Origin of the sequence: Terrabacter aeriphilus (assembly GCF_039542985.1) — a bacterium.
Classification (GTDB): Bacteria; Actinomycetota; Actinomycetes; order Actinomycetales; family Dermatophilaceae; genus Terrabacter; species Terrabacter aeriphilus.
The window spans coordinates 93,532-120,507 of sequence record NZ_BAABIW010000024.1 but is presented as its reverse complement, the minus strand read 5'-3'; the positions used below and the strand labels follow the sequence as shown (position 1 = coordinate 120,507).

Annotated in this window: 24 protein-coding genes, 1 other RNA gene and 1 pseudogene; 11 read left to right on the top strand and 15 right to left on the bottom strand. The window is 72.6% G+C overall.

The genetic code is table 11. The features are described 5' to 3' along the window. Positions 1-34 precede the first annotated feature (34 nt). A complete protein-coding gene (locus ABD979_RS17375; RefSeq protein ID WP_345508771.1) occupies positions 35-1,348 on the top strand; it encodes a nicotinate phosphoribosyltransferase in 1,314 nt (437 codons plus the stop codon). 3 nt (positions 1,349-1,351) lie between these two features. Then, positions 1,352-1,966: an isochorismatase family protein gene (locus ABD979_RS17370; RefSeq protein ID WP_345508770.1), complete on the top strand. Its 615-nt coding sequence runs from the start codon at positions 1,352-1,354 to the stop codon at positions 1,964-1,966. On the opposite strand, the gene ABD979_RS17365 is transcribed toward ABD979_RS17370, so the two are convergent. Next, complete coding sequence (locus ABD979_RS17365; protein ID WP_345508769.1) at positions 1,963-2,652, bottom strand: helix-turn-helix domain-containing protein; 690 nt, start codon at positions 2,650-2,652, stop codon at positions 1,963-1,965. The genes ABD979_RS17370 and ABD979_RS17365 overlap by 4 nt on opposite strands. Before the next feature lie 5 nt (positions 2,653-2,657). After that, a complete protein-coding gene (locus tag ABD979_RS17360) occupies positions 2,658-3,923 on the bottom strand; it encodes a homogentisate 1,2-dioxygenase (protein WP_345508768.1) in 1,266 nt (421 codons plus the stop codon). Between the two features lie 84 nt (positions 3,924-4,007). On the opposite strand from ABD979_RS17360, the gene ABD979_RS17355 reads away from it, so the two are divergent. After that, positions 4,008-4,877, top strand: a complete 870-nt coding sequence (locus tag ABD979_RS17355; RefSeq protein ID WP_345508767.1) for a hypothetical protein — start codon at positions 4,008-4,010, stop codon at positions 4,875-4,877. After that, entirely contained in the window at positions 4,874-6,109 is a 1,236-nt protein-coding gene (fahA, locus tag ABD979_RS17350) for a fumarylacetoacetase (RefSeq protein ID WP_345508766.1), read from the top strand. Before ABD979_RS17355 ends, fahA begins: the two co-directional genes overlap by 4 nt. A 29-nt stretch (positions 6,110-6,138) precedes the next feature. Here the strand turns inward: fahA and ABD979_RS17345 are convergent, their stop codons facing one another. From ABD979_RS17345 to hppD, 3 genes are all read right to left on the bottom strand, one after another. Further along, positions 6,139-7,698: a DHA2 family efflux MFS transporter permease subunit gene (locus ABD979_RS17345; RefSeq protein ID WP_345508765.1), complete on the bottom strand. Its 1,560-nt coding sequence runs from the start codon at positions 7,696-7,698 to the stop codon at positions 6,139-6,141. An 87-nt stretch (positions 7,699-7,785) separates the two neighbouring features. Then, positions 7,786-8,610: an RDD family protein gene (locus tag ABD979_RS17340; protein ID WP_345508764.1), complete on the bottom strand. Its 825-nt coding sequence runs from the start codon at positions 8,608-8,610 to the stop codon at positions 7,786-7,788. Between the two features lie 88 nt (positions 8,611-8,698). Further along, positions 8,699-9,931, bottom strand: coding sequence for a 4-hydroxyphenylpyruvate dioxygenase (gene hppD, locus ABD979_RS17335; RefSeq protein ID WP_345508763.1), 1,233 nt, complete (start codon positions 9,929-9,931; stop codon positions 8,699-8,701). A gap of 107 nt (positions 9,932-10,038) precedes the next feature. Between hppD and ABD979_RS17330 the strand changes: the two genes are divergently transcribed. Together ABD979_RS17330 and ABD979_RS17325 are read left to right on the top strand one after the other, a co-directional pair. Next, positions 10,039-10,548: an Lrp/AsnC family transcriptional regulator gene (locus tag ABD979_RS17330; protein ID WP_345508762.1), complete on the top strand. Its 510-nt coding sequence runs from the start codon at positions 10,039-10,041 to the stop codon at positions 10,546-10,548. A gap of 91 nt (positions 10,549-10,639) precedes the next feature. After that, on the top strand, positions 10,640-11,950 hold the full coding sequence (locus tag ABD979_RS17325) for an alpha-amylase family glycosyl hydrolase (RefSeq protein ID WP_345508761.1): 1,311 nt from the start codon (positions 10,640-10,642) through the stop codon (positions 11,948-11,950). 219 nt (positions 11,951-12,169) lie between these two features. Here the strand turns inward: ABD979_RS17325 and ABD979_RS17320 are convergent, their stop codons facing one another. From ABD979_RS17320 to ABD979_RS17285, 8 genes are all read right to left on the bottom strand, one after another. Then, positions 12,170-14,041, bottom strand: a complete 1,872-nt coding sequence (locus ABD979_RS17320) for a bifunctional metallophosphatase/5'-nucleotidase (RefSeq protein WP_345508760.1) — start codon at positions 14,039-14,041, stop codon at positions 12,170-12,172. A 65-nt stretch (positions 14,042-14,106) separates the two neighbouring features. Beyond that, on the bottom strand, positions 14,107-15,867 hold the full coding sequence (locus ABD979_RS17315; RefSeq protein WP_345508759.1) for a DEAD/DEAH box helicase: 1,761 nt from the start codon (positions 15,865-15,867) through the stop codon (positions 14,107-14,109). A gap of 133 nt (positions 15,868-16,000) precedes the next feature. Then, the gene (locus ABD979_RS17310) at positions 16,001-16,951 is read right to left on the bottom strand and encodes a zinc metalloprotease (RefSeq protein WP_345508758.1); all 951 of its coding nucleotides are present in this window, start codon (positions 16,949-16,951) and stop codon (positions 16,001-16,003) included. A gap of 164 nt (positions 16,952-17,115) precedes the next feature. Then, entirely contained in the window at positions 17,116-17,478 is a 363-nt protein-coding gene (locus tag ABD979_RS17305; protein ID WP_345508757.1) for a DUF3039 domain-containing protein, read from the bottom strand. Further along, entirely contained in the window at positions 17,475-18,299 is an 825-nt protein-coding gene (locus ABD979_RS17300) for a glutamate racemase (protein WP_345508756.1), read from the bottom strand. The genes ABD979_RS17305 and ABD979_RS17300 overlap by 4 nt, the downstream gene beginning before the upstream one ends. 1 nt (position 18,300) lies before the next feature. Next, complete coding sequence (locus tag ABD979_RS17295) at positions 18,301-18,861, bottom strand: YqgE/AlgH family protein (RefSeq protein WP_345508755.1); 561 nt, start codon at positions 18,859-18,861, stop codon at positions 18,301-18,303. Between the two features lie 28 nt (positions 18,862-18,889). Continuing rightward, complete coding sequence (locus tag ABD979_RS17290; protein WP_345508753.1) at positions 18,890-21,205, bottom strand: DEAD/DEAH box helicase; 2,316 nt, start codon at positions 21,203-21,205, stop codon at positions 18,890-18,892. A 289-nt stretch (positions 21,206-21,494) separates the two neighbouring features. Next, positions 21,495-21,881, bottom strand: a complete 387-nt coding sequence (locus tag ABD979_RS17285) for a VanZ family protein (RefSeq protein ID WP_345508752.1) — start codon at positions 21,879-21,881, stop codon at positions 21,495-21,497. Positions 21,882-21,909: 28 nt separating this feature from the next. Between ABD979_RS17285 and ABD979_RS17280 the strand changes: the two genes are divergently transcribed. After that, positions 21,910-22,566, top strand: coding sequence for an SIMPL domain-containing protein (locus ABD979_RS17280; RefSeq protein WP_345508751.1), 657 nt, complete (start codon positions 21,910-21,912; stop codon positions 22,564-22,566). Positions 22,567-22,594: 28 nt separating this feature from the next. Next, positions 22,595-23,014 carry a thioredoxin gene (gene trxA / locus ABD979_RS17275; protein ID WP_345508750.1) on the top strand — a complete coding sequence of 140 codons (420 nt, stop codon included), beginning with the start codon at positions 22,595-22,597 and terminating at the stop codon, positions 23,012-23,014. Positions 23,015-23,125: 111 nt separating this feature from the next. Here trxA and ssrA read toward each other — a convergent pair. Next, positions 23,126-23,492, bottom strand: a transfer-messenger RNA (tmRNA) gene (gene ssrA / locus ABD979_RS17270). A gap of 202 nt (positions 23,493-23,694) precedes the next feature. On the opposite strand from ssrA, the pseudogene ABD979_RS17265 reads away from it, so the two are divergent. Then, positions 23,695-23,961: pseudogene (locus ABD979_RS17265) on the top strand (biotin/lipoyl-containing protein); the annotation flags it as partial. Here the strand turns inward: ABD979_RS17265 and ABD979_RS17260 are convergent. Then, positions 23,909-24,748, bottom strand: coding sequence for a winged helix-turn-helix transcriptional regulator (locus tag ABD979_RS17260; RefSeq protein ID WP_345508749.1), 840 nt, complete (start codon positions 24,746-24,748; stop codon positions 23,909-23,911). The pseudogene ABD979_RS17265 and the gene ABD979_RS17260 overlap by 53 nt on opposite strands. Before the next feature lie 63 nt (positions 24,749-24,811). Between ABD979_RS17260 and ABD979_RS17255 the strand changes: the two genes are divergently transcribed. Beyond that, complete coding sequence (locus tag ABD979_RS17255) at positions 24,812-26,023, top strand: MFS transporter (protein WP_345508748.1); 1,212 nt, start codon at positions 24,812-24,814, stop codon at positions 26,021-26,023. Between the two features lie 109 nt (positions 26,024-26,132). Then, positions 26,133-26,972, top strand: coding sequence for a hypothetical protein (locus ABD979_RS17250; RefSeq protein WP_345508747.1), 840 nt, complete (start codon positions 26,133-26,135; stop codon positions 26,970-26,972). The last annotated feature ends 4 nt before the right edge of the window (positions 26,973-26,976 follow it).

Sequence of the window (26,976 nt, the reverse complement as noted above, 5' to 3'; positions counted from 1 at the left end):
GTGCACGGGCGCACCTGCCGCCTAGGGTGGAGGCGTGAGCCCGACGAGCCCCCGCGCCGCGAGCACGGCGCTGCTGACCGACCACTACGAGCTGACGATGCTGCAGGCCGCCCTGGCGTCCGGCGAGGCGCACCGGCGCTGCGTCTTCGAGGCCTTCGCCCGGCGCCTGCCGGACGGGCGGCGCTACGGCGTCGTCGCGGGCACCGGCCGGTTCCTCGAGGCCCTCGAGAGCTTCCGCTTCGGTGACGCCGAGCTGGCCGACCTCGAGCGCGCGGACGTCGTCGACCGCCCGACGCTCGACTGGCTCGCCGACTACCGCTTCACCGGCGACGTCAGCGGCTACGCCGAGGGCGAGTGCTACTTCCCCCAGTCCCCCGTGCTCGTCGTCGAGTCGACCTTCGCGGAGGGGGTCGTGCTCGAGACACTCGTGCTCTCGATCCTCAACCACGACACGGCGATCGCCTCGGCGGCCTCCCGCATGACGACGGCGGCCGGTGGCCGGCCGTGCATCGAGATGGGGTCGCGCCGCACGCACGAGGAGGCGGCCGTCGCCGCGGCGCGGGCGGCCTACGTCGCCGGCTTCGACGCGACGAGCAACCTCGAGGCGGGCCGCCGCCACGGCGTGCCGACGACGGGCACGGCCGCCCACGCCTTCACCCTGCTCTACGACTCCGAGCGAGAGGCGTTCACGGCGCAGGTGGAGGCGCTCGGCAAGGGCACGACGCTCCTCGTCGACACCTACGACGTGCATGCCGCTGTCGAGCTCGCGATGGAGATCGCCGGGCCCGAGCTGGGCGCGGTGCGCCTCGACTCGGGCGACCTGCTCATCCAGGCCACCGAGGTGCGCGCGCAGCTCGACGCCGCGGGCAACACCGACACGCGCATCATCGTCACCTCCGACCTCGACGAGTACGCCATCGCGGCCCTCGCCGCCGGGCCGGTCAGCGGCTACGGGGTGGGCACGGCGCTCGTGACGGGCTCCGGGTCGCCGACGGCGTCCATGGTCTACAAGCTCGTCCAGCGCGAGGACGCGTCGGGCGTCATGCGCGGAGTCGCGAAGAAGAGCAAGGACAAGACGTCGGTCGGCGGGCGCAAGTGGGCCATGCGCCGGCTCAGCAGCTCCGGCGTCGCGCAGGCGGAGGTCATCGGCATCGGTGAGATGCCGCGCAGCGACGGCGACGACCGCCCCCTCATGGTCGAGCTCGTCCGGGGCGGCGAGGTCGTCGACCACCAGGACATCCACGAGGCACGGGCCCGTCACGAGGCCTCGCGCGCCGAGCTCCCCCGGGCTGCCAGGCAGCTGTCCCGCGGAGAGCCCGTCATCCCCACCGTCTACGAGGAGGACTGAGCCATGGGCGAATCCACGGTCGAACGCACGGGAAGGGCACTGGTCGTCGTCGACGTCCAGAACGACTTCTGCGAAGGCGGGTCGCTCGCCGTCGCCGGCGGCGCGGACGTCGCGCTGCACATCGGCGAGCACGTGTCCGCCCACCTCGCCGACTACGACCACGTCGTCGCCACCGCGGACTGGCACGTCGACCCCGGCGACCACTTCTCGACGACGCCCGACTACGTCGACTCGTGGCCGGTGCACTGCGTGGCCGACAGCGACGGCGCGGACTTCCACTCCCAGCTCGCGCCTGCCCTGAACGTCGTCGAAGCAGTGTTCCGCAAGGGCGAGCACGCCGCCGCCTACAGCGGTTTCGAGGGCCGCTCGGCCGACGACGAGCAGGTGGCCCTCGCGACGTGGCTGCGCGAGCGCGACGTGACCCGGGTCGACGTCGTCGGCATCGCGACGGACCACTGCGTGCGCGCCACGGCGCTCGACGCCCGGCGCGAGGGCTTCGAGACCGTCGTGCTGCTCGACCTCACCGCGGGCGTCGCCCGGGCGACCACCGAGGCCGCGCTCGCCCAGCTGGCCGAGGCCGGCGTGCGGCTGCTCGGCTCCCCCACCGTGCCGGCCTAGCGGATCACGGACCGCAGCGCCGCGGCCGCGTGCTCGAGGCGCGGGCCCACGACCCGGGCGTCGAGGGGCTCCAGCGAGACGACGCCGACCGAGGCCTCGACGCCGGGGCCCCCGTCCGCAGCCCCACGCGCGTCACCGGCGACGGTCAGGGCGAGGGCGAGCCCGTGCGCGCCGGCCTGGAGCTCGCCGTCCGTCGAGACCGGGCCGCTGCGGCCCGCCCGGCCCGCGAGGATCGCGCGGCCGGCCGCGCCCTGGTCGAGCCCGTGCCGGGCGCCCGACCGGTAGGCGACGTGGACGTCGGTCCACGACGGCTCGACGACGACGAGCGCGAGCGCCTCGTCTCCCTCGGCGATCGTCAGGTGCGCGGTGGCCCCGACCGCGTCGGCCAGCTCGCGCAGCACGGGGCGGGCCTCCGCGCGCACGACCGGCGTCACCGCCGACGCGAGGCGGCTGATGCCGAGGGCCAGGCGCACCCGCCCGTCCGTCGCACGGGCGACGAGGTGGTGCAGCTCGAGCGTCGTGACGAGCCGGTAGACGACGGGACGCCCGACGCCGAGCGCGGCGGCGAGCTCGGTGATGGTCAGCCCCGCGGATTCGCCTGTGGCAGCGAGCAGCTCGAGCAGACGGATGCCGCGGTCGAGGGCCTGGGAGGACTCCCCCCTCGGCGCCGCCTCGGCACCGCTCATCGCGCTCAGCCCTCGGAGTGCGCGCCGCCGGAGCCGGCGGCGCCCCGCGACCACGACATCGCGTAGCGGCCGTCGTCGACGGCACGCCCGCCCTCGCCGAGCTCGAGAGGACGGAACGTGTCGACCATGACGGCCAGCTCGTCGAAGCCCTCCACGCCGATGGACCCCTCGGTCGCGCCCGGCTGGGGGCCGTGCGGGTGCCCGCCCGGGTGCACGGAGACCGAGCCGCGGCCGATCCCCGACCCCTTGCGCGCCTCGTAGTCGCCGTCGACGTAGAACATGATCTCGTCGCTGTCGACGTTCGAGTGGTAGTAGGGCACCGGGATGGCGAGCGGGTGGTAGTCGACCTTGCGCGGCACGAAGTTGCAGATCACGAAGTTCCAGCCCTCGAAGACCTGGTGCACGGGCGGCGGCTGGTGGATCCGGCCGGTGATCGGCTCGAAGTCACGCACGTTGAAGACGTAGGGGTAGAGGCAGCCGTCCCACCCGACGACGTCGAGCGGGTGGAAGGGCAGCGTGTGGACCGTGCCCACCACGCCGCCGGGTCCGTTGCCGCGGTGCTTGATGAGCACGTCGGTCTGCGCGTCGGGGCTCTCGCCGACGTGCTCGGCGAGGAGCGGCCCGTCCGGCTGGCGCAGGTCGCGCTCGCAGTAGGGCGCGTGCTCGAGCAGCTGACCGTACTTGCTGAGGTAGCGCTTGGGCGGGGCGATGTGGCTGTTCGCCTCGATGCAGTAGGCCCGGAGCGGGTCGGTGTCCGACGGCTCGGGGATCCAGCGGTGCGTCGTCGCGCGCGGGATGACGACGTAGTCGCCCTCGGCCACCTCGAACGCGCCGAACACCGTCTCGACCCGCGCCCGGCCGCGCTCGACGTAGACGCACTCGTCACCGATGCCGTTGCGGTACCACGGGCTCGGCGCGCCGGCGACGACGTAGGAGATGCGGACGTCACCGTTGCCCAGCACGAGACGGCGCCCGGTGACGACGTCGGTGCCGGCCACGGCAGCGGCGTCGAAGAGGTCGTGCAGCTTGAGGTGGCGTGGCACGAGCGGGTGGTTCGGCGTCGTGGACTGGTCGGGCAGCTCCCACACGGCCGAGGCGATCGTCGTCGACGGGATGTTGCGGTGGTAGAGGAGCGAGCTGTCGGAGCTGAAGCCCTCCTCGCCCATGAGCTCCTCGTAGTAGAGCTCTCCGGGCGCCTCCCCGCTCGCCGGTCGGCGGTGCTGCGTGTGCCGCTTCGGGGGGATGCTGCCCATCGCCAGGTAGTGCGCCATGACCGTCGCCTCTCATGTCCATGCGACGTCCGCTCAGCGGACGTCGCTGTATCGCTATTGCCACAGTGGAGTACGCTCCCGACCATGTCAAGGACGCCGTTCGCGCCCCTCTTCGACCGCCTCGTCGACGACGCCGCCGTCTTCCCGCCGGGGCTCGCCCCGCTCGACGTGGCCGTCCGCGAGCACCTCGACCGGCGCACCGGCCCGTATGCCGCCCACGTCGGCGCGCTGCTCGTGCCGGCCGCGTCCGCCCGGGAGGTCGCCGAGCTCGCGGCCGCGGACGCCCGCACCGGCGACGCCCCGCTCGAGGTCGGGCTCGTGGCCCGGCCCGGCACGCCGACCGCGACGGTCACGGCCGGCCTCGAGGCCCTGCGCACCGACACCCGCGTCGTCGTCGTGGCGGCCGAGGTCGGCTGGTCGGACACGTGGCGCGACCTGCTCGCGGTGGAGCTGCCGGTCGTCGTCGAGGTCGGGCTGGGCGAGGAGCAGGAGCGCGCGCTCGACGACGTCGCGGCCGCCGTCGACGATGAGCACGACGTCACGGTGAAGTTCCGCACCGGCCCCACCGCGTCGTGGCGCTGGCCCGACGAGTCGACGCTGGCCGGCTTCCTCGACGCCACGGTGCTGCGCGGCCTGTCCTTCAAGCTGACCGGAGGTCTCCACCACACGGTGCGTGGGCGCCACGACGGCGAGGACGGCCACGGCGTGCTCAACGTGCTGCTCGCGACGCACGAGGCGCTGCACGGCGCGGAGGCCGACGAGCTCGCCGGTGAGCTCGCGCGACGCGACACCGAGGTGCTCGTCACCGCCGTCTCCTCGCTCGGGCCCCTCGACGCCGAACGCGTGCGAGCCAGCTTCACGTCCTACGGCTGCTGCGGCGTGCTCGACCCGCTGCGCGAGCTCGAGGCCCTCGGCCTCATCCCGTCCGTCCCCCCGAAGGAGCAGCAGCGGTGACCACCTGGCTCGACGTGCCCGACGACCACCCGTTCGGCATCGACACCCTCCCCTACGGCGTCTTCCACCCGGCCGGCGACCCGACGCCGCGCGTGGGCGTGCGCATCGGCGACCTCGTCCTCGACGCCGGTGCGGTCGCCGCCATCGGCCGCGACGCCGGGCTCGTCGGCGACGGTCCCGACCTCGCGACCGCGTGGCAGACCCCGAGCCTCAACGCGTTCCTCGCGCTCGGCCGACCGGCCTGGACGACGGCGCGGGCCTGGCTCACCGAGGTGCTGGGCGACGACGTGCACCGCGAGCGCGTCACCCCGCACCTGCACCGCCTGGACGACGTCGTGCTCCACCTGCCGATCGAGGTGGCCGACTACGTCGACTTCTACGCGAGCGAGGACCACGCGAGCAACGTCGGCCAGATCTTCCGGCCCGACAACGCCGCGCTGCCGCCGAACTGGAAGCACCTGCCGATCGGCTACCACGGCCGCGCCGGCACCGTGGTCGTCTCGGGCACCGACGTCGTGCGGCCGACCGGCCAGCGCAAGGGACCGAACGACCCCGCCCCCGTCTTCGGGCCGAGCATCCGCCTCGACATCGAGGCCGAGCTCGGCTACGTCGTCGGCGGCGCGACGGCCCTCGGCTCCCGCGTGTCGGTCGACGAGGCCGCCGACCACCTCTTCGGCGTCGTGCTGCTCAACGACTGGAGCGCGCGTGACCTGCAGGCCTGGGAGTACGTGCCGCTCGGCCCCTTCCTCGGCAAGTCCTTCGCGACCTCGGTGTCGGCCTGGGTCACCCCGCTCGAGGCGCTCGACGCCGCCCGCGTCGCCCTGCCGGGCCAGACCGACCCCGAGGTCCTGCCCTACCTGCGCGGCGACGCCTTCGGGCTCGACGTGCACGTCGAGGTGGCGCTCAACGGCACGGTGGTCTCGCGCCCCGAGCACGCCGGCATGTACTGGTCACCGGCCCAGATGCTCGCGCACCTCACCGTCAACGGCGCCTCGATCCGCGACGGCGACCTCTTCGGTTCCGGCACGATCAGCGGCCCCACCCGCGAGAGCCGCGGCAGCCTGCTCGAGCTGACGTGGAACGGCACCGAGCCGCTCCGGCTCGGCGACGGTGCGACCCGCGGCTTCCTCGAGGACGGCGACACGGTGTCGATGACGGCCTGGGCGCCGGGCCCCGGCGGCTCCCGCATCGGGATCGCCGAGGTGACCGGCACCATCCGCCCGGCCCGCTGAGGTCGCAGGTCGCCGCTCGCGACCCGCCGTCAGTGCAGGACGACGGGTGCGGCCGGCGCCTCGTCGTCGAGCAGGTGCGAGCTCTCGTGCCGGCGCGGGAGGAACGCAGCCGCGACGAGGGTCGTCGCGCAGAGGATCGCCGCGATGAGGAAGGTCTTGCCGTAGACGTCGGCGAGCTCGGAGACGGCCTGGGCCAGACCCTGCGCGCCGAGCTGCTCCTTGACCGCGGGATCGAACTGCGCCGCGAGCACGGCGCCCGCCGTCGGTGACGCGGTCAGGTAGTTCGTGAAGACGACCGAGATGACGGCGACGCCGATCGAGCTCGCGATCTGCTGCGTGATGTTGAGCAGGGTCGAGCCCCGGGCCACCTGGTGGTGGGTCAGCGTCTTGAGGGCCGAGGTCATGATCGGCATCATCGTGCCGCCCATGCCGAGGCCCATGACGAAGAGCACCGGGATGAGGTAGCCCCAGTACGACGTCTCGGCCGTCACCTGCGTCAGCGCGAACATCCCGCCGGTGATGAGCAGCAGGCCGAACGGGACGATGCGCCCGACCGGCAGCTTGTCGGCGAGCGCCCCCGCGACCGGCATCGTCAGCATCGCGCCGACGCCCTGCGGCACCATGAGGTAGGCCGCGTGGAGCGGGGTCTCGCCGCGCACCTGCTGGAGGTACTGCGGCACGAGGAGCAGACCGCCGAAGAACGCCGCGCCGAAGAGGAACATCGTGATGGTCGCGACGGTGAGGCGCCGGTTGGAGAACAGCCGCAGGTCGAGCAGCGGGTGCTTCGGCCGGAAGCTGTAGACGACGAAAGCCGCGATCATCGCCAGGCCCACGAGCCCGGGCACGAGGACCTTCGCCGAGCCGACGGTGCGCTCACCCGGGATCGAGCTGACGCCGTAGAGGAAGAGCGCGAGGCCGGGCGACATGAGGAGCATGCCGACGACGTCGAACGACTCGGAGGGCTCGGGCGCGTCGGACGGCAGCGCCCAGAGCGCGTAGGCCACGGCGACGATGCCGATCGGCACGTTGATGAGGAAGATCCAGTGCCACGAGTAGTTGTCGATGAGCCAGCCGCCGAGGATCGGGCCGAAGATCGGGCCGAGCAGCATGGGGATGCCGAGGACGGCCATCAGCCGGCCCATCCGAGCCGGGCCTGCGGCCCGGGTCATGATCGTCATGCCGAGCGGCATCAGCATGCCGCCGCCGAGACCCTGCAGCACGCGGTAGCCGATGAGCACCTCGATCGACCCCGCGGTGGCGCAGAGCGCCGAGCCGGCCGTGAAGAGGACGACGGCCATGATGTAGAGCCGCTTGGTGCCGAAGCGGTCGGCCGCCCAGCCGGTGAGCGGGATGACCGTGGCGAGCGCGAGCGTGTAGGCCGTCACCGTCCACGCCACGGTGGAGTAGAGCAGCGGCGCTCCGCCGGGCTCGGCGAACTCCGTCTGGAACTTCGTCAGCGCGATGTTGACGACGGTGATGTCGAGGATCGACATGATGGCGCCGAGCACGACGACGCCGGCGATCTTGAGGACCGCCGCGTCGATGGTGTCGGGGTAGTCAGGTGCGGCCGGAGCGGCGGGAGCGGTCACAAGACCTCCGAGGGGGCGAGGAGTGCGTCCTGGGCACCCCCTATTCTCGCGCCGACCACCGACAGCGGCGCAAGCGACGTCGAGGGCTCAGGCCTGGTGGCGCGGCTGCTTGCCCTCGACGACCTGGGTGCCGGCGACCTTGTCGTGCAGGGCCTGCCGCTTGTCGTCCCAGAGCGGCCAGAGCCCGTCGAGCAGCGAGAGGAACGGCACGAACTGGCCGACGAGCGGAACGACCCGGCGCAGCACCGCGGTGCCGATCGGCAGCGGACCCGGCCGGTCCGCGCGCCGGACGCTGATGCCGAGCGCCAGCTTGCCGGGCGTCTGGCCCGTGGTCGTCCAGAAGATGAGGCAATAGGCCGTCGTGACGAGCCACAGCACGATGGAGAACTGCAGCACCGGGCCGGCCAGGTCGCCCTGGATGGCCGTGAGCCGCGCCTGGTCGCCCGCCTCGGCCGCGTCGACGAGCTCACCGAAGCGCGTCGAGAGGGTCGGGGTGGCGAACCACGAGATGAACCCACCGACGATCGCGAGGATGATCCCGTCGATCACCCACGCGCCGAAGCGCTTGCCCCACGAGGCGAGCTGCACACCGTCGGCCGTGGTGCGGATGTCGTGCATCCACTGGGCGTTGGCCGGGGCCTGCTGGTAGTACTGCTGGGGCTGCTGCGGCGCCTGGGGCACGCCGGTCTGCCGGCCGAGCTCCGGCCGGGTCGGCGTCGGCGCTGCCGCACCCGTGCGGTCCACGCCCACCGAGCCCGTCGCCGAGCCCGTCGCCGAGCCACCCGACGAGCCCTGCCCCGCCGTCGGCGACTTGCGCGGAGCGGTGTGGTTCGTCCACGACACCCCGTCCCAGTAACGGAGCATGTCGGGGTTGCTCGGGTCGTCGTACCACCCGGAGGGCTGCTGGCTCATGGCTCAACTGTGCCACGAGCCGGAGCAACCCCGGTCCCGGCATGCCGGGACCGGGGTCGCGTGAGGAGCGCGGTCGACCCGCGCGGCCTCAGAGGTTGCCGCGCTTGTCCTGCTCGCGCTCGATCGCCTCGAAGAGCGCCTTGAAGTTGCCCTTGCCGAAGCCGAGCGAGCCGTGCCGCTCGATGAGCTCGAAGAAGACGGTCGGGCGGTCCCCGAGCGGCTTGGTGAAGATCTGCAGCAGGTAGCCGTCCTCGTCGCGGTCGACGAGGATCTTGCGCTCCTGCAGCTCCTCGATCGGCACGCGGACGTTGCCGATGCGCTCGCGCAGCGCCTCGTCCTCGTAGTAGCTGTCGGGGGTGTCGAGGAACTCGACGCCGTTGGCCCGCAGGGCGTCGACCGAGGCGAGGATGTCGTTCGTCGCGACGGCGAGGTGCTGGGCGCCGGCGCCGCGGTAGAACTCGAGGTACTCGTCGATCTGGCTCTTCTTCTTGGCGATGGCCGGCTCGTTGAGCGGGAACTTCACCCGGTGGTTGCCGTTCGCGACGACCTTGCTCATGAGGGCGGAGTAGTCGGTGGCGATGTCGTCGCCGATGAACTCGGCCATGTTCACGAAGCCCATGACGCGGTTGTAGAAGGAGACCCACTCGTCCATGTGGCCGAGCTCGACGTTGCCGACGATGTGGTCGAGCGCCTGGAAGAGGCGCTTGGGCTGGCCGTCGCGCTTCTCGTGGGACGAGGCCGCCGGCTGGTAGCCCGGGAGGTACGGACCGGCATACGTCTGCCCGTCGACCTGGCGCTGCACGAGGGTGTGGCGGGTCTCGCCGTAGGTGGCGATGGCGGCCGTGCGCACCGTGCCGAACTCGTCGGTGTGGTTCGTCGGCTCCTCGAGGACCGTCGCGCCCGCCCTGACGGCCTGGGCGATGCACTTGTCGACGTCGGGCACCTCGAGCGCGATGTCGACGACGCCGTCGCCGTGGCGGCGGTGGTGGTCGGCGAGCGGGCTGTCGGGGTCGACGGCGCCCTTGACGACGAAGCGGATCGAGCCGCTCTTGAGCACGAACGCCTTGTGGTCGCGGTTGCCGTTCTCGGGGCCCGAGTAGGCGACGAGCTCCATGCCCCACGCGCTCTGGTAGTAGTGCGCGCTCTGCGTGGCGTTGCCCGCGACGAAGACGATCGCGTCCCACCCGGTCACGGGGAAGACGTCGGCGTTCTCGTCGTACTCGACGAGGCCGACGAGCTGCTTGAGCTGGTTGAGGTCGAGGTCGGCCTCGCGCTCCTGGTCGGTGAGTTCGGCGGCCGGGGTCGGCATCGTGTCGGTCATGGTGCGAGGGTGGCCGAGCCGGTGCGGGTGTGCAACAGCACGCGCTGGCGCTGGGCAGCATGCACAATGTGTTGCCCGTATGCCGGGTGGTGCTGGACACTCTGCCCATGACCACGCCCTCGTCCCCCACGGCCCGCGCGCCGGTCGACCCGCTGGACTGCCGGATCCTGCTGCTGCTGCTCACCGAGCCCGGTATCGGCGTGCTCGGTGCGTCGCGGCGCCTCGGCGTGGCCCGCGGCACCGTGCAGGCCCGGCTCGAGCGGCTGCAGCGCACGGGCGTGCTGCGCTCGATGGCGCCCGACGTGGACCCGGCCGCCCTCGGCTACCCCGTCACGGCCTTCTGCACCCTCGAGATCCGCCAGGGCCGGGGCGGGCACTCCCCCGTCGTCGACCACCTGGCCGCGATCCCCGAGGTGCTCGAGGCGCACACCATCACCGGCTCGGGCGACGTGCTCATCCGCATCGTCGGGCGCGACAACGCCGACCTCCAGCGCGTCATCGACCGCGTCGTCGACGACGCCCACGTGACCCGGGCGTCGACGGTCATCTCGCTCGCGACCCGGATCGACCACCGCACCGTCCCGCTCGTCGAGCACCTCCTCGAGGACTCGCCCTGACGGGGTAGGAACGCACCACCGCGCCGACCCGGTCGCCCACCCCATCCCCATCCCCCACCCCCGTCCCCGCAGTCCCCATCAGGAGCCCTCCGTGACCGCGAACCCCTACACGCCCCGCCCCGACGTCGAGCTGACCCACCCCGAGTGGACCCGCAGCGCCACGATCTACCAGATCAACCAGCGCCACTTCACGCCCGAGGGCACCTTCCGCGCCGCCGAGGCGCACCTGCCGCGGCTGCGCGACCTCGGCATCGACGTCGTCTGGCTCATGCCGGTGCACCCGATCGGCGAGCAGAACCGCAAGGGCGGGCTCGGCAGCCCGTACGCCGTCAAGGACTACCTCGCCGTCAACCCCGAGTTCGGCACCCTCGAGGACCTGCGCCACTTCGTGGACACCGCGCACGACCTCGGCCTGCACGTCATCCTCGACTGGGTGGCCAACCACACGGCGTGGGACAACCACCTCGTGCAGGAGCACCCCGAGTGGTACGCCCGCGACTGGAAGGGCGACTTCCGCCCGACCCCGTGGTGGGACTGGGACGACATCATCGACCTCGACTACGGCAACGAGGGGCTGCGCCGCTACATGACCGAGGCGATGGCGTACTGGGTGCGCGAGGTGGGCGTCGACGGCTACCGCTGCGACGTGGCCGGCTTCGTCCCGCTCGACTTCTGGGACAACGTGCGCCGCGAGCTCGACGCGATCAAGCCGGTCTTCATGCTCGCCGAGTGGGAGTCGCGCGACCTGCACACCCGTGCCTTCGACATGACGTACGGCTGGAGCTGGAACGACACCCTGCACAAGATCGCGCACGGCAAGGCCGACGTCGAGGCGCTCAAGGTCTACTACGCGTGGAACGACCGCTTCTACCAGCGCGACGCCTACCGGATGCTCTTCGTCAGCAACCACGACAAGAACGCGTGGGAGGGCACGGAGTACGAGCAGTTCGGCGACGCCCTCGTGCCGGCCATCGTGCTCTCCGTCGTCGGCGAGGGCGTGCCGCTCGTCTACAACGGGCAGGAGGCCGGCAGCGACCGCCGCCTCGTCTTCTTCGAGAAGGACGAGATCGAGTGGCGCGAGGACGAGCAGGGCGAGCTCTACCGCCGGCTCTTCGCCCTGAAGAAGGCACACCCCGCGCTGTGGAACGGCGCGGCCGGCGGGCGCATGGTGCGGGTGCCGAACACGGCCGAGGGCGCCGTGCTCGCCTTCGTGCGCGCCCAGGGCGACGACCGGGTCTTCGCCGCGTTCAACTTCTCCGCGCAGGAGCAGACGGTCACCCTCGGCGACGGACCACAGGCCGGGTCGTGGCGCGACGCCTTCACCGGCGAGCGGGTCGAGCTCGCCGTGGGCCAGCAGCACACCCTGCCCGCGTGGGGTCACCAGGTGCTCGTCTCGGCTTGAATCCCGCTCCAGCCAACAAAATTCGGGAAACCGTCCGCAATCCCGGGACGGGGCGGGGGTGGATCGAGCAGGATGAGAACGCGTACCCGTCGGAGCTCCCCTGTCCCGACGGGTGCGTTCTGTGTGCCGACGTTCCTCCCACCTCCCGACCGTCGGCCGAATGGCGGAGCGCCCCGCCGTCCTCCCACCCAGGCGGGGCGCTCCGATCCACGTGACCGCTCAGCCGGTGACGGTGATCGGGCTGCCGTTGCTGACGAGCTTCCAGTCGAGGCTGGAGAAGAGCGCCGGGTCGATGACCTGGTTCGCGGTGACCCAGTCGATGAGCAGCTGGCGGATCTCGATCTGGCGGTTGTAGACGACGGGAGCCGTCACGACGCCCGGGAAGTTGCCCCCACCGGACTGCCGGTAGTTGTTGATCGCCACGACGAACCGGGCGTCCGCGGCGACCGGCGCGCCGCCGTGGGCGAGACCGACGATGCGCGAGCCGACCGGCTTGGCGATGTCGACGTCGTAGGTGAGGTCGGCGTCGAGCCCGCCCATGATGTCGTAGTTGTAGTCGGGCGTGCCGTTCGCGTTGGTGATGGCGCTCGCCGCGAAGGGTCCCGTGCCGGTCACCTGCTGGTAGTAGCCCGCGCTCTTCTCGAGGTATGCCTTGACCTGCGCGCCGGTGAGCACGATGCCGAGGAGCGTGTTGTCGTAGATGTAGAGGCCGGCGACGTCGCGGATCGTCACCTCGCCCTTCGGGATCGAGGCCAGGGCGTTGAACGGCGCGGCGATCGACAGGACGGGCAGGTCGGCCTCCGCCGTGCCGGCCAGGCCCTTCTTGACCGCGTCGGCCTGCACGTAGTTGATGAAGTCGATGGCCGCGGTGTCCTCGTAGCGCGAGGTGGCCGCCGACATCGCCTGCGTCGACGTGCCGATGACGCCGTTCACGTAGCCGAGCACCGTGGCGTGCGCCTTGGCCACCGCGCGCGTGACGGCGGGGTCCTCCGGCACGGCGTTCGCGTTCCACAGCTGCCCGGCGCTGTCGACGACCTGCCAGTGCCCGCGCACCTTCTTCAGCGTCAGCGTCATCTCCGCCACCCGCATGCCCCAGTAGAGCGGCTCGCAGAGCAGCACCTGCTTGCCCGTCTTCTTGTTCGCGACCTTCGTGAGGACCTCGACGTGCGCGTGGCCCACGAGGATGGCGTCGATGCCCGGCACCTCCTCGGCGAGGATCGTGCTCGCGTTCTCGACGTAGGGCAGCGCGTCGCCCCACGACGACTGGCCGTTGGTGCCCGAGTGGGCCGAGACGACGACGACGTCGGCGCCCGCGGCCCGCAGGCGCGGGACGAAGACCTTCGCCTGCTCGACGATGCCGGGGAAGGTGAGCCGCCCCTCGACGTTCGCCTTGTCCCAGATCGCCACGCCGGGCGTCACGAGCCCGAGGATGCCGACCTTGACGGGCTTGTGGCCGTGCACCTTGACGGTCTTGATGACCCAGGGCCGGAACGCGGGCGCGCCCGTGCGCGCGTCGACGGTGTTGGCCGACAGGAGCGGGAAGCGCAGCTGCTTCTCGAAGGCCCGCAGCGTCTCGATGCCGTAGTTGAACTCGTGGTTGCCGAGCGCGGCGGCGTCGTAGCCCACGGCGTTCATCGCGGCCGCCATCGGGTGGGTGGAGCCGCCCGTGATGGGGTCGATCTTCGCGTAGTAGTACGCGAGCGGCGTGCCCTGGATCGTGTCGCCGGCGTCGAGGGTCAGGCTCGAGCCACGGGCCAGCTCGGCGCGGCGCATCTTGATGATCGAGGACGCCTTCGCGAGGCCGACGTCGTTGTTCTTCGCGTCGGTGTACTCCGCGTTCTTGAAGTAGTCCCAGTTGAGCACGTTGCCGTGCAGGTCGGTCGTGCCGAGCACCGTGATCGCGACGGTGCCGTCGTGGCCGTGCCCGTGGTCGTGCCCATGGCCGTGGTCGTGGTCGTCGTCGCCACGACCCGTCGCCGAGGCGGGTCCGGCGCCCGCCACGGCGGCGAGGCCGACACCGCCGACGGCGGCCATCGAGAGCAGCTGGCGCCGCGTGGCGGCGTTGGAGAGGAAGTCAGGGGTGGAGGTCATAAGCCCAGAGGCTAGCCGGACGAACCGACACCAAAGGGTCTCCCGGTCGTCCGATCGGCGAACGGTCAGCGACGGCCGACGAGCCAGAGCCGGATCTTCTCGATCCGCTCGGTCACCTGCTCCGAGCTCGCCGCGGCGAGGTCGGGGCCGCCGCAGACCCGCCGGAGGTCCATGTGGACGTTGGCGTGCGGCAGGCCCTTCTGCCGGGCGTAGGTCGACACGAGCGTGTTGAGCTCCTTGCGCTGCGCCGCGAGCGCCCGGTGCGCGGCGACCGGCATCGGGGGCTCGGCGCCCTTGGGGGCCTTCTTGACCTGCCGGCTCTGGCGCTCGCGCAGCAGGGCGGAGACCTGGTCGGGCTCGAGCAGGCCGGGCAGGCCGAGGTACTCCTCCTCGTCCTCGGAGCCGATCTGCGCGTGCATGCCCCACTGCTGCTTGTCGAAGAGCACGTGGTCGAAGTGCGCGTCGGACTCGAGGGCCTCGAAGGACCCCTCGTCGAGGGCGCCGCTCGCCTTGTCGGCACGGTTGGCGTCGTCGATGAGGGCCTGCTCCTCGGCCCACATCTGCCCGATGTCGTCGGGGTTCGGCTTGCGGTCGAGGGCGTGGTCGCGCTGCTCCTCGAGCCGCGAGGCGTGGTCGAGCACGACCGGCACCGACGGGAGGAAGACCGAGGCGGTCTCCCCGCGCTTGCGGGCGCGCACGAAGCGGCCGACGGCCTGGGCGAAGAAGAGCGGCGTCGACGTCGACGTCGCGTAGACGCCGACGGCGAGCCGGGGCACGTCGACGCCCTCGGACACCATGCGCACGGCCACCATCCACCGCTCGTCGCTCGCGCCGAAGTCCTCGATGCGCTTGCTCGCGCCGAGGTCGTCGGAGAGCACGACCGTGGGGGCCTCACCGGTCAGCTGGCGGAGGATGGCGGCATACGCCCTCGCCTGCGTCTGGTTGGAGGCGATGACGAGGCCACCGGCGTCCTCGACGTGCCGTCGCACCTCGGTGAGGCGGCGGTCGGCGGCCGCGAGCACGGCCGGGATCCACTCGCCCTTGGGGTCGAGGGCGGTGCGCCACGCGTGCGCGACGAAGTCCTTCGTCATCGGCTCGCCGAGGCGCGCCTCGAGCTCGTCGCCGGCCTTGGTGCGCCAGCGCATGCTGCCGCCGTACGCCATGAAGAGCACCGGGCGCACGACGCCGTCACGCAGCGCCTCCGCGTAGCCGTAGGTGTAGTCGCTCGAGCTGACGAGCGTGCCCTCGGCGTCGAGCTCGTAGGTGACGAACGGGATCGGGGAGGTGTCGGAGCGGAACGGCGTGCCCGTCAGGCTGAGGCGGCGCGTGGCGGGCTCGAACGCCTCACGGATGCCGTCGCCCCAGCTCTTGGCGTCGCCACCGTGGTGGATCTCGTCGAGGATGACGAGCGTCGGGCGCGTCGTCGTCAGCTCGCGGTGGAGCGAGGGGCGCGAGGCGACCTGCGCGTACGTCACGGCCACACCGTGGTAGTCGTCGCTGTGCCGCCCGATGCTGTTGCTGAACTTCGGGTCGAGGCTGATGCCGACCCGGGCGGCCGCGTCGGCCCACTGCGTCTTGAGGTGCTCCGTCGGGGCCACGACGGTGACCCGCTGCACGATGCCGGCGCTCAGCAGCTCGGTCGCGACGCGCAGCGCGTACGTCGTCTTGCCGGCGCCCGGGGTGGCGACCGCGAGGAAGTCGCGCGGCGAGCGCTCGAGGTAGAGGTCGAGCGCCTCCTGCTGCCACGCGCGCAGCTTGCTGGCGGTACCCCAGGCTGCCCGCTCCGGGAAGGCGGGTGGGAGATGGAAGGCGGCCCCAGCACTCATAGGTGGCCTACCGTAGCCGCTTCTGCGATCCGACATGCCCGGGGCCCCGCCGCACGGGCGGGGCCCCGGTTCGCGTGGTACGTGCCGGTCTGTCCCGGCGCCGCACGCCGGATGCCGGGTGCGGCCAGGGCGGTCAGGCGCGGTAGGCGGTCCACTGCGTCTGCATGCGCGCGACCTGGCCCGAGGTGAAGGTGTTCATGCACGCGTCGTACGTGTAGTCCATGAAGTTCTTGATCGGGTCGAGGCCGGGGCTCGTGCACGTGTCGCGCCCGGTCGGGCACTCGTAGGCCGGGCTGGCCTCGGCCGGGGTGTCGCTCACCTGGTCGCCGGAGCCGCTGCAGCCGCCCTGGAAGGTGTGGTAGAGCCCGAGCCAGTGGCCGACCTCGTGGGTGCCGGTGTCGCCCTGGTTGTAGTTCGTCGCCGCTCCCCCGGGCATCGAGGCGTTGAGGATGACGACGCCGTCGATCGTGCCGGGGTTGTTCGTCGGGAACGTCGCCCAGCCCAGCAGGCCGTCGCCGATGTTGGCGGCGTAGAGGTTGAGGTCACCGGCGTCGCCCTTGTGCAGGGTCGCCTTCATGCTCGCCTCGGCGGACGAGTCGGGCGTCACGGTGTACCAGGACGCGTTGCTCGTCACGTCGGTGCCGGCGAGGCGGAAGCTGAAGCCGGCGCTCGAGTAGGCCGCGTTGAGCACGCTGATCTGGTTGTTGATCGTCGTGCTGCTCACCGAGCCCTGCGAGCCGTTGGTGATGGTGTGGAAGTAGACGTCGATGACGGCCGGGGCGAACGTCGCGGTGGGCTTGCCCTTGGCCGCCGCGAGCTTGCCACCGGAGTCGCGGGCGTAGCCCTTGGCCGCGAGCGCCTTGTCGAGGGCGGCCTCCTGGGCGCGCACCTGCGACGCCGACAGCTCGTGCGGGTCCTTCGCCGTGCCATGCGTGCCGCGGGCGCCGACCGCGCCGACCGCTGCGGGGTCGAGGCAGCTGGCGCCGCCGTGACCGTCGACGACCGGTGCCGCCTGCGCGGGGGCGCCGAGCGTCGCTGCGGCGAGCGCGAGCGGAGCGGCGAGCACGAGGGTGCGAAGCTTCATGGGGTGACCTTTCTCGTCCGTCACGAGCCCGATCGGGCATCGATCCCAGCGAGCGTAGGTACGCCAAGGTCAGGGGGTCCGCCGGTCCCCGTCAAGAGACCGTAAGGACTCGTCGCGGATTCTCCGGGCTGCGTCGGCGTCGTGCCAAGAGCGTCCGCAACGGGTCAGGAACCGCCGCCGGAGCCGCTGCCGGACCCGCCACCGGACCCGCCACCCGAGCCGTCGCCGCCGTCCTGCGGGTCGCGCAGGCCGTCGTAGATCTCCTTGCACACCGGGCAGACCGGGAACTTCTGCGGGTCGCGCCCGGGCACCCAGATCTTCCCGCAGAGGGCCACGACCGGCTCCCCCGACAGGGCGCTCTCGAGGATCTTCTCCTTGCGCACGTAGTGCGAGAAGCGCTCGTGGTCGCCCGGCTCCTGCAGCTCCTCGCGCACCTCCTCGCGCTCGATCGTCGCCGTGCTCGTGCCCCGCAGCGGCTGCGGCTCGAACGGGTCGGGCTCGAAGGGGTCGGGAGGCATGGTGCTCATGCGCGCCAGTCTACGGCGGGGGTCGCGTCCCGCAGGCGCCGTCCGGCCGGGTACGCCGCCCACGACTCGGGCAGGTTCCCGGGGCGGCCGCTCAGCAGCACCGCCTCGACCCCCGCCTCGGGCCCGAGCGGGTCGGGCTCGAGCCCGATCCGCCGCAACGTCTGGCGGGCGACCGCCACCGGGGAGTCGTGCACGACGACGCCGGGCCCGAGGGCCGCGACGATGCGGTCGGCGACGAGGCCGTAGTGCGTGCAGCCGAGCACGAGCGAGCGCACCCCGGCGGGGGTCTGCGACGCCGCGTAGGCGATGCACTCGTCGACGACCCGCGAGTCACCGGACTCGATGGCCTCGGCGAGACCGAGCGCGGCGACGGCATGCGTCTGCACGTCGGAGGCGAAGGCGTCGACGAGGCCCCGCAGGTAGGCGCTCGAGGTCGTGGCGGCGGTGGCCCAGACGGCGACGGGCCCGCCCGCCGCCGCGGCGGGGCGGATGGCGGGCACCGTGCCGACCACCGCGACGCCCGGCTCGAGCTCGGCGCGCAGCGCGTCGAGGCCGTGCACGGAAGCCGTGTTGCAGGCGACGACGATCGCGTCGGGCTCGTGGGCGAGCGCGGCCTGCGCCGACGCGAGGATGAGCCGGCGCACGTCGTCGGGCGTGCGCGGGCCGTAGGGCATGTTGTCGGGGTCGAGCGAGAGCACGAGCCCGACGTCGGGGCGCAGCGTGTGGAGGGCGTCGGCGTAGCCGAGCAGGCCGAGCCCCGAGTCGACGAAGGCAACTCGCCTTCGGGACGTCAGGGGCCGGGCCCGGGCGATCGGGTCCACGTCAGTTCATCGACGGGTCGTCGGGGAAGTTCGCGACGTAGGCCAGGCTGTCGCGCTGGCGCCGCAGCACCTCGCGCCACAGGGCATCCGGCTCGGCGGTGAACGCGTCGCGCACCTCGGCGTCGACGACGTACCAGTCGCCCCGACGCACCTCGTTCTCGAGCTGCCCGGACTCCCACCCGGAGTAGCCGGCGAAGATCCGCAGGCCGGCGAGCTCGGCGGCGACGACCGGCGTCGGCACGTCGAGGTCGACGAGCCCGATCGAGCCGAAGAGCCGCTTGACCCCGAGGGGCTCGGGCTCGTCGCCCGGCACCGTGACGAGGCCCAGCGCCGACGTCGTCGACACCGGGCCGCCCTGGAAGAGGACCGGAGGAGCGGTGACGACGCGCTGCCAGCCCGGCAGCACCGAGTCGACCTGCGCCGAGAGCGGCTTGTTGAGCACGACGCCCTGGGCGCCACCGTCGTCGTGGTGGAGCATCAGGATCACCGACCGGTGGAACACGTCACCCTCGACGGAGGGTGTCGCCACGAGGAGGCGGCCGGTGTGGAAGGTCGTGCTCACGGCTCAAGCCTTCCACACCGGCGGCCCCTCAGAAGCGTGCGCCCCGGCGAGCCGGGCGGTCGCCCGAGCGGTCGTCGTCGCCCCAGCGGGAGACGAGGCCCTCGGCGCGGTCGCCACGACGGCCACGACGGTCGTCGCCCCGGCTGTCGCTGCGGCTGTCCCGGCCACCGTGGTGCGGGCGGAAGCCGCCCCGCGAGCCCTGGCGCGGGCCGCGCGAGCCGGCCGGGCCGCGGCGCTGCGCCTTGGGGCCGGCGATGAGCCGCTGGAAGTCGTCCTCGGCGATGGCGACGCCGCTCGGGGTGGTGGCCCCGGTGGCGGCGAGCGTCGCGTCGCCGGGCGTGGCCCGGACCGGCGCGATGTCGAGGCCGGCGTCCTTGAGCTGGCGCTCCATCGTCTTGCGCTGGTGCGGCAGGGCGAGGGTGACCACGGTGCCCTTGTCGCCGGCGCGGGCCGTGCGGCCCGAGCGGTGCAGGTAGTCCTTGTGGTCGGCCGGCGGGTCGACCTGGAGCACGACCGACACGTCGTCGACGTGGATGCCGCGGGCGGCGACGTCGGTCGCGACGAGCACCGGGAGGGTGCCGTCACGGAAGGCTCCGAGCACGCGGTTGCGCTGGCCCTGGTTGAGGCCACCGTGGAGCGCGGCCGCCATGACGCCCTGCTCGCGCAGTTGGAGCGCGATGCGGTCGGCGCCGAGCTTGGTGCGGCAGAACACGACGGTGCGGCCCTCGCGGTTCGCGACCTCGGCCGTGATGACCTTCTTGTGCTGCGGGTCGATGAGCAGCACGTGGTGGTCCATGCCCTCGACCGATGCGGTGGCGTCGTTCGTCGAGTGGGTCACCGGGTCGGTGAGGTACTTCTCGACGAGGGTGTCGATGCCGCGGTCGAGCGTCGCCGAGAAGAGCAGGCGCTGGCCGTCGGACGGGATCTTGTCGAGGCTCGTCGTGATCTCGGCCATGAAGCCCATCTCGGCCATGTGGTCGGCCTCGTCGAGCACGGTGATCGCGATGTCGTCCATCTCGACGGCGCCGCGCTCGAGCAGGTCGTTGAGTCGGCCCGGCGTCGCGATGAGGATGTCGACGCCCTTGTTGAGCGCGTTGATCTGCGTCGTGTAGCTGAGGCCACCGGCGACGAGCTTGTGGCGCAGGCCGGTCACGTGCACGAGCGGCTCGAGCGCGTCGGAGATCTGCATCGCGAGCTCGCGCGTCGGCGTGAGGATCAGGGCGTGCGGCTTGCGCGGGCGGCGCGGCAGCTCGGCCTGGAGCAGGCGGGTGATGAGCGGCAGGCCGAAGGCCAGCGTCTTGCCGGAGCCGGTCTGGCCGCGGCCGAGCACGTCGCGACCGGCGAGCGCGTCGGGGATCGTCGCGCTCTGGATCGGGAACGGCGTCGTGATGCCCTCGCGGGCGAGGCGCTCGACGAGGCGCTCGGGCAGGCCGAGGGCGGCGAAGCCGTTGTCGGCCGCCACCTCGACGGGGCCGTCGGAGATGTCGGCGCGGGTGGCCTTGGTCCAGTTGTCGGCGTCCATGCGCTCGACTTCGGCGTCCTCGAAGCTCACGGGCGCACGGTCGACGAAGCGGTCGGTGCCGCGGTCGGACCGGCGGTCGAAGGACGGCCGGTCGTCGCGGCGCTGGAAGCCACGGTCACCGCGGTCGTCACGACGCTCGAACGAGCGGCGCTCGCCACGGTCGTCGCGGCGGTCGAACGAGGGGCGGTCGTCACGGCGCTGGAAGCCGCGGTCGCCACGGTCGTCACGACGCTCGAACGAGCGGCGCTCGCCACGGTCGTCGCGGCGCTCGAACGAGGGGCGGTCGTCACGGCGCTGGAAGCCACGGTCGCCGCGGTCGTCACGACGCTCGAACGAGCGACGCTCGCCGCGGTCGTCCCGACGCTCGAACGACGGGCGGTCGTCGCGGCGCTGGAAGCCACGGTCACCACGGTCGTCACGACGCTCGAACGAGCGACGCTCGCCGCGGTCGTCCCGACGCTCGAACGACGGGCGGTCGTCACGGCGCTGGAAGCCACGGTCACCACGGTCGTCGCGGCGCTGGAAGCCGCGGTCACCGCGGTCGTCGCGGCGCTGGAAGCCACGGTCGCCGCGGTCGTCACGACGCTCGAACGAGCGACGCTCGCCACGGTCGTCCCTGCGGTCGAACGACGGGCGGTCGTCACGGCGGTCCTCACGCGGGGCACGCCACTCGCGGCCGCCGACGTGGGAGGTACCGGCGGGTGCCGGTCGGGAGGTCTTGGGGCCACCCTGCCCGCGGTGCGGCTTCTTGGCCGCGGCGGACTTCTTCTCGGTGGTCCAGCGGGCCTTCTTGGGCGCGCCGGAGGAGGTGTGCTTGGGCATACGTATTCAACTCTCTTGACTCGATGCAGACTTCGCCTCGAGCCGTGAGTCACACCACGACCATGCAGACGAGCCTCAGGCGCAGCGTTCTGCGCCCCATGTGTACCGGTGCCCGGCATCTGTGCCGTCCGGCGATCGGATCCGCTCCGCGTCGAGCCCGGGCCGCGCCGTGTGCGCGATCGCCCTGGGCGGGTGGTCACCCCGTCGGCCGAGCCTGCCCGCCGGGCATCCCCGGCGCCATCTCGTCCATCGTGAACCGAGGCGGACCTCGGAGTCGGATGCCCCGAGTCTACCAGCGGCGCAGCCGCGACCCGACCACGAGGGCCGCCGCCCCGAAGGCCACCCCCACGAGGTCGAGCACCGCGTCCCACGGGTCGCCCGACCTCCCGGGCAGCAGGAAGTGCTGCACGAGCTCGCTCACCGGGGCGTGCACCGCGAACACCACGACGGCGGTGCGCACCGACCCGAGAGCCCGGCCCACGGCATACGTCGGCACGGCGAAGACGAGCAGGTGCACGACCTTGTCGGTCCAGCTCACCGGGCCCTCGACCGTGACGACGGGCCAGTAGAGCACGAGCAGCTGCACGACGACCGCGAGCACGGCGCCGCCCACGACGAGGCGCGAGCCGGTCGCGGAGGCCGGGCGGGCCGGGACTCGGCGCGAGGGGGTCGTCATGGGCAGGGAGTCTAGATAGGTTGCCTGCATGGGCAAGCGCACGGTGACCGTGACCGGCCGCGGCAGGGCCGCCGTCTCCCCCGACGTCGTGCGCCTCGACCTGCGGGTCGGGCACGACGCCCCCGACGTCGCCGCCGCGCTGGCCGGCGCGGCCGAGGGCGTGACGCGCGTCGTCGCGGTCGTGCGCGAGCAGGGCGTGGCCGACCCCGACCTGCGCACCCTCGACGCGTCCGTCGGGCAGCGCTGGGACAACACGGGCGTGGCCGTCGGCTTCACGGCCCAGCAGCGGCTCGCCGTCACGGTCCGGCGGCTCGACGCGGTCGGCGAGGTGCTCGCCGCCGCGGCCGGCGCCGTGGGCAACGCCCTGCTCGTCGACGCCGTGCGCCTCGACGTCGCCGACCGCAGCGCCGCGCTGCGGTCGGCCCGCGACGCCGCCTTCGCCGACGCCACCGACCGGGCGAGGCAGTATGCCGGCCTCTCCGGCACGCGGCTCGGCGCGGTCCTCGGCGTGGCGGAGCCGGGCACGACGCCCGTCGGGTCGTTCAAGGCCGTGGCCGCCGCGGCGTCGGGGCGCGACATGGCGATGGCGATGCCGGTCGAGGGCGGCGACCTCGACGTCGACGCGGAGATCACGGTGACGTGGGAGCTCGCCGCGGAGGGCTCGGCGGGCTCGGTCCCGGAATAGTCGCCGCGGCCGGTCCGTTGGCCCCTACATGGCTACCACTGACCTGACCGCGCAGTCCTTCGAGAAGACCGTCCTCGACAACGACATCGTCCTGGTCGACTTCTGGGCCTCCTGGTGCGGCCCGTGTCGCCAGTTCGCCCCCGTCTACGACGCCGCGTCGAGCAGCGGCGACAACGAGGGCATCGTCTTCGGCAAGGTCGACACCGAGGCCGAGCAGTCGCTCGCCTCGGCCGCCAACATCACCTCGATCCCGACGCTGATGGCGTTCAAGGAGGGCGTGCTCGTCTTCGCCCAGCCCGGGGCGCTGCCGCAGTCGGCGCTGCAGGACGTCATCCAGCAGGTCAAGGACCTCGACATGGCGCCGATCAAGGAGCAGATCGCGGCCGAGGCCGCCGGCCAGAACCAGCCGCAGGGCGCTGGGGAGCAGGGCGGCCAGCCGCAGGCCTGAGCCACTCCCCGCGCGGGGCGTGAACGACGAAGGAGGTCTTCCGGCACCGGGTGCCGGAAGACCTCCTTCGTCGCGCCTGACGGGCGAACGCGTGACGTAGCCACCACGAAGTGGTGGAGGTGGCGGGAATTGAACCCGCGTCCGATGACGAGAGACCAGGACTTCTCCGGGTGCAGTGCGCTACGGCTTTTCTCGGCCCCAGGGCTCGCACGCACGCGTCCCCTGACAGGCCCAGTTGAGAAGGAGTCCCGCGCAGCCCCCCAACATGACTGCGCAGCAAGTTTCCTAGCTGATGCCAGGCACTGAGTCGGAAACTAGCTCAGGCTGACAGACTTCGAGGCTCGCTCAGGCGGCGAGGGCGAAGTCGGTGCGCTTGGAATTGGCACCTATTGGTTTACAGGGAGCGTTAACGAGATAACCCTGCATCCTCGACCCGCTTCTCCTGATGTGTCGACCACCGTCGAAACCGATCACCCCCGTGGGGGCGTCCACGTCACGCTGTTCACTTGTCAAGCACTGCGTCCCACCTCGCGGTGGAGACCACAGTATGCAGGAGGAACGCGCGCCGGGTCCACGCCATTCCCCGGCGCTAGGCTGCCCCCGTGGTCGAGGCGCGCTCCACGGCCCGGCTCCCCGTCCCCGCGGCCTCTGGAGGTCCGATGTCTCTCAAGGTTCCCGTCGCCGACGCGGGCGCGCACGGACAGGTCGCCGCACCGTTCGCCGGCGTCGTCAGCCTCGCGGTCGCGGTGGGCGACGAGGTCGAGGCCGGTGCGGTCGTGGCGACGATCGAGGCGATGAAGCTGGAGGCGGGCATCACGAGCCCGGTGGCCGGCAGCGTGAGCAGGGTCGCGATCGGTGCCCAGCAGCAGGTCGAGGGCGGCGACCTGCTCGTCGTCATCGGCGCAGTCGACGCACCTCGGCGAGGGCCTGCTCGACCGACCCCGTGACGTCGGGGATCGGGAAGAGGGTGGCCCGGACGACCCGGTCGCGGTCGACGACGAGCGTCAGCCGGCGCAACCGCGTCGTCCCGCCGACCCGGAAGGTGGGCAGCCGCAGCGCGGTCGTCAGCTCGAGCCCGCTGTCGGAGAGGAGCGGGAACCGGATGCCGTTGGCCCGGGCGAACGCCTCCTGCTCGCTCGGGCGCTGGGTCGAGACCCCGACGACGGAGGCGCCGAGGTCGGCGAACTCGCCGAGGCGGTCGCGGTACGTGCACGACTCGAGCGTGCAGCCGACGCCCCCCGGCACGGTGTCGGCGCCCGGGAAGGCGTTGCCCGGGTAGCAGTAGAGCACCGTCAACGCGTTGGTCGTCACCGGGTCGATGCCCTCGAGCACCGGGATGCGGTCACCCACGAGCGCGGCCACGCGGGCGGCCTCCCCCGAGTCCGGGTCAGCGGTCGCGGTGGGCGTGCCGTCACCGAGGAGCCACGCGTCGCCGAAGTCCTGGAGCGCGGCGAGCACCGGGAGCGCGCCGCGACCCCGCGCCGTGAGCACGTAGTCGTGCCGTGGTGGGTGCGCGGCGTACTCGCGTCGCTCGAGCAGCCCGTCGGCGACGAGCGCCTCGAGGCGCTGGGCCAGCACCTTGCGGGAGATGCCCGACTCGCTGCGCAGCTGCTCGAAGCGGGTGTGCCCGCCGGCGACGTCGCGCAGCACGAGGAGGGTCCAGGGGTCCCCCACGACCGACACCGCGTGCGCGATGCCGCACGGGTCGTCGGGCCGCACCGCGCGCCTCACCATCGCTCCGCCATGCCGCCATCGTAATGAGTTTCTAAAAGAGACTCACTATGGTCTGATGGGTGGATGTCGACCCCCGGTGCCGTCCGTGAGCACAGCGGCCGCAGCGACCTGCGGGCGCTGCCACGCGTCGTGTGGGTGCTGGCCGCCGGGCGCCTCGTCAGCTCTGCGAGCGCCTTCCTGCTGCTCTTCCTCGTGCTCTACCTCACCGGCCCGCGGGGGCTCGACATCGTCCCGGCCGGGCTGCTCGCGGGCTCGAACGGCGTCGGCGCCCTCCTCGGCAACCTCACGGGCGGCCGGTTCGGCGACCGCCACGGCCACCGCAGGGTGCTGCTGCTCAGCGCGAGCGTCGTCGGGGTGCTGACGGCGCTCATCCCGTGGCAGCCGGTGTGGCTGCTCGCGCTCACCCTGCCGGTCATCGGCTATCTCGGCGCGACCGCCTCGCTCGGCCAGGGCGCCCTCGCCGCCCTGGCCGTGCCCGTCGGGTCGCGTCGTGCCTCCGTCGCGGTCAGCCGGGCCGCCTCGAACGCCGGCTTCGTCGTCGGTCCGCCGCTCAGCGCCCTGCTCGCGACGCGCGGCTACGACGTCCTCCTCGTCGTCGACGGCGTGCTCACCCTCGTGCTGCGGATCGTCACCGCCCGGTTCCTCACCGAAGAGGCGCCGGCGGAGCGTGCGCCCGACGCGCCGGCCGGGGTGTGGCAGGCGCTCCGGACCGACCGCTCGCTCGCGGTGCTGCTCGTCGGCGTCGTCCTCGTCGACCTCGTCTACCGCCAGCTCTACTCGACCGTGCCCCTGCACCTGCGCGACCAGGGCCAGCCGCTCGCGCTCTACACGGCCCTCATCGCCGTCGGCTCCGCCCTCATCCTGCTGCTCGAGATCCCGGTCGCCCTGTGGCTGCGGCACCGACCGGCCGTCCCGGTCATCGCGACCGGCTTCGCCCTCGTCGCCGCCGGTTTCGCCCTCTTCGGGGTCACCTCCCTCGACGTGGCACTGGTGGCCGTCGTCGCGATGGTCACCCTGACGGCGGGCGAGATCCTCTACAAGACCACCGCCACCGCACACGTGCTCGACGCCGCCCCGGGTCACCTCGTCGGGCGCTACCAAGGGCTCTACACCGCGGCCGCGACGAGCGGGAGCATGGTCTCGGCCCCGCTCGGTGGGCTCGTCTACGCGGCCCGGCCGGGGTGGCTCTGGCCGCTCTGCGGGGTCGTGGCCGGCCTCGGGGCCGTGCTCGCCCTCGGGTCGACCCGGGTGCGGGCGAGGGCTCCCGGACGCTGAGCCCGGACGACGAGCCCCGGACGACGTCCCGGCCCGTCCCGAGGTATCAGGAGGCGTCGCGCGCGCCACCTACTGACGCCAGCGACACCCCTCCACAAAGGTAGACACCATGCGCCGCACGACCAGGCTCACGACCGCCACCCTCCTCGCCCTCGGCACCGCGACCGCGGGTGTCGGCCTCGCCCTCGCGAGCCCCTCAGCGTCCGCCGCGACACCGACTCCCCCGCCCGCACCCGCCGCCAACCGGGCCGCACCCGCCCCGTCTCCGGCCCTGGCTCCAGCCGCCGTCATCGCCGACCCCATGTCGGTCTACGTGCCGCTCATGAACTGCCGGCTCGTCGCCACCGCCACGGCCGGCGGCAAGATCCCCAACGGGTCGACGCGCACCTTCCAGGTGACCGGCACGACCGGCTTCCCGACGCAGGGCGGCACGTCCGGCGGTTGCGGGGTGCCGAGCTACGCGACGGCGGTCAGTGCCCGCGTCTCCTCGACGGCCGCCGACGCCAACGGCGTCTTCATCGCCTACCCGACGGGCACCCCGGTCGGGCAGGGGACCCTCTACTACGGCAAGGGCGTCAACGTGACGACCGGCGCCAACCTCCAGGTCGGCACCGGCGGCCGGATCACCGTCAAGAACGTCCTCGGCCCGGCCCACCTGGCCATCGACGTCAACGGCTACTTCACGCCGCAGATCCAGGGCCACGTCGAGCTCGACGGCACGCTGACCTCCGGCACCCCCCTCGTACTCTCGAGCACGCGCCTCGCGACGGGCGTCTTCCAGCTCACCACCGCGCGCGACGTGTCGCGGTGCGCCGCACACGCCGCCCCCGACGGGTCCGGCGCCTTCGTGGCCAACGCTGTGCCCGCGGGCCGGGCGGTCAACGTCTACACCTACGCCCTCAACGACACGCCGACCAACATCCGGTTCACCGTCAGCGTCACCTGCTGAACGG

Excerpts from the sequence above, each read along its gene's own strand:
- ABD979_RS17370 (WP_345508770.1), top strand. The coding sequence starts at position 1,352 with ATGGGCGAATCCACGGTCGAACGCACGGGAAGGGCACTGGTCGTCGTC.
- ABD979_RS17365 (WP_345508769.1), bottom strand. The coding sequence starts at position 2,652 with ATGAGCGGTGCCGAGGCGGCGCCGAGGGGGGAGTCCTCCCAGGCCCTC.
- ABD979_RS17360 (WP_345508768.1), bottom strand. The coding sequence starts at position 3,923 with ATGGCGCACTACCTGGCGATGGGCAGCATCCCCCCGAAGCGGCACACG.
- ABD979_RS17355 (WP_345508767.1), top strand. The coding sequence starts at position 4,008 with ATGTCAAGGACGCCGTTCGCGCCCCTCTTCGACCGCCTCGTCGACGAC.
- ABD979_RS17340 (WP_345508764.1), bottom strand. The coding sequence starts at position 8,610 with ATGAGCCAGCAGCCCTCCGGGTGGTACGACGACCCGAGCAACCCCGAC.
- hppD (WP_345508763.1), bottom strand. The coding sequence starts at position 9,931 with ATGACCGACACGATGCCGACCCCGGCCGCCGAACTCACCGACCAGGAG.
- ABD979_RS17330 (WP_345508762.1), top strand. The coding sequence starts at position 10,039 with ATGACCACGCCCTCGTCCCCCACGGCCCGCGCGCCGGTCGACCCGCTG.
- ABD979_RS17320 (WP_345508760.1), bottom strand. The coding sequence starts at position 14,041 with ATGACCTCCACCCCTGACTTCCTCTCCAACGCCGCCACGCGGCGCCAG.
- ABD979_RS17315 (WP_345508759.1), bottom strand. The coding sequence starts at position 15,867 with ATGAGTGCTGGGGCCGCCTTCCATCTCCCACCCGCCTTCCCGGAGCGG.
- ABD979_RS17310 (WP_345508758.1), bottom strand. The coding sequence starts at position 16,951 with ATGAAGCTTCGCACCCTCGTGCTCGCCGCTCCGCTCGCGCTCGCCGCA.
- ABD979_RS17305 (WP_345508757.1), bottom strand. The coding sequence starts at position 17,478 with ATGAGCACCATGCCTCCCGACCCCTTCGAGCCCGACCCGTTCGAGCCG.
- ABD979_RS17290 (WP_345508753.1), bottom strand. The coding sequence starts at position 21,205 with ATGCCCAAGCACACCTCCTCCGGCGCGCCCAAGAAGGCCCGCTGGACC.
- ABD979_RS17285 (WP_345508752.1), bottom strand. The coding sequence starts at position 21,881 with ATGACGACCCCCTCGCGCCGAGTCCCGGCCCGCCCGGCCTCCGCGACC.
- ABD979_RS17280 (WP_345508751.1), top strand. The coding sequence starts at position 21,910 with ATGGGCAAGCGCACGGTGACCGTGACCGGCCGCGGCAGGGCCGCCGTC.
- trxA (WP_345508750.1), top strand. The coding sequence starts at position 22,595 with ATGGCTACCACTGACCTGACCGCGCAGTCCTTCGAGAAGACCGTCCTC.
- ABD979_RS17260 (WP_345508749.1), bottom strand. The coding sequence starts at position 24,748 with ATGGTGAGGCGCGCGGTGCGGCCCGACGACCCGTGCGGCATCGCGCAC.
- ABD979_RS17255 (WP_345508748.1), top strand. The coding sequence starts at position 24,812 with ATGTCGACCCCCGGTGCCGTCCGTGAGCACAGCGGCCGCAGCGACCTG.
- ABD979_RS17250 (WP_345508747.1), top strand. The coding sequence starts at position 26,133 with ATGCGCCGCACGACCAGGCTCACGACCGCCACCCTCCTCGCCCTCGGC.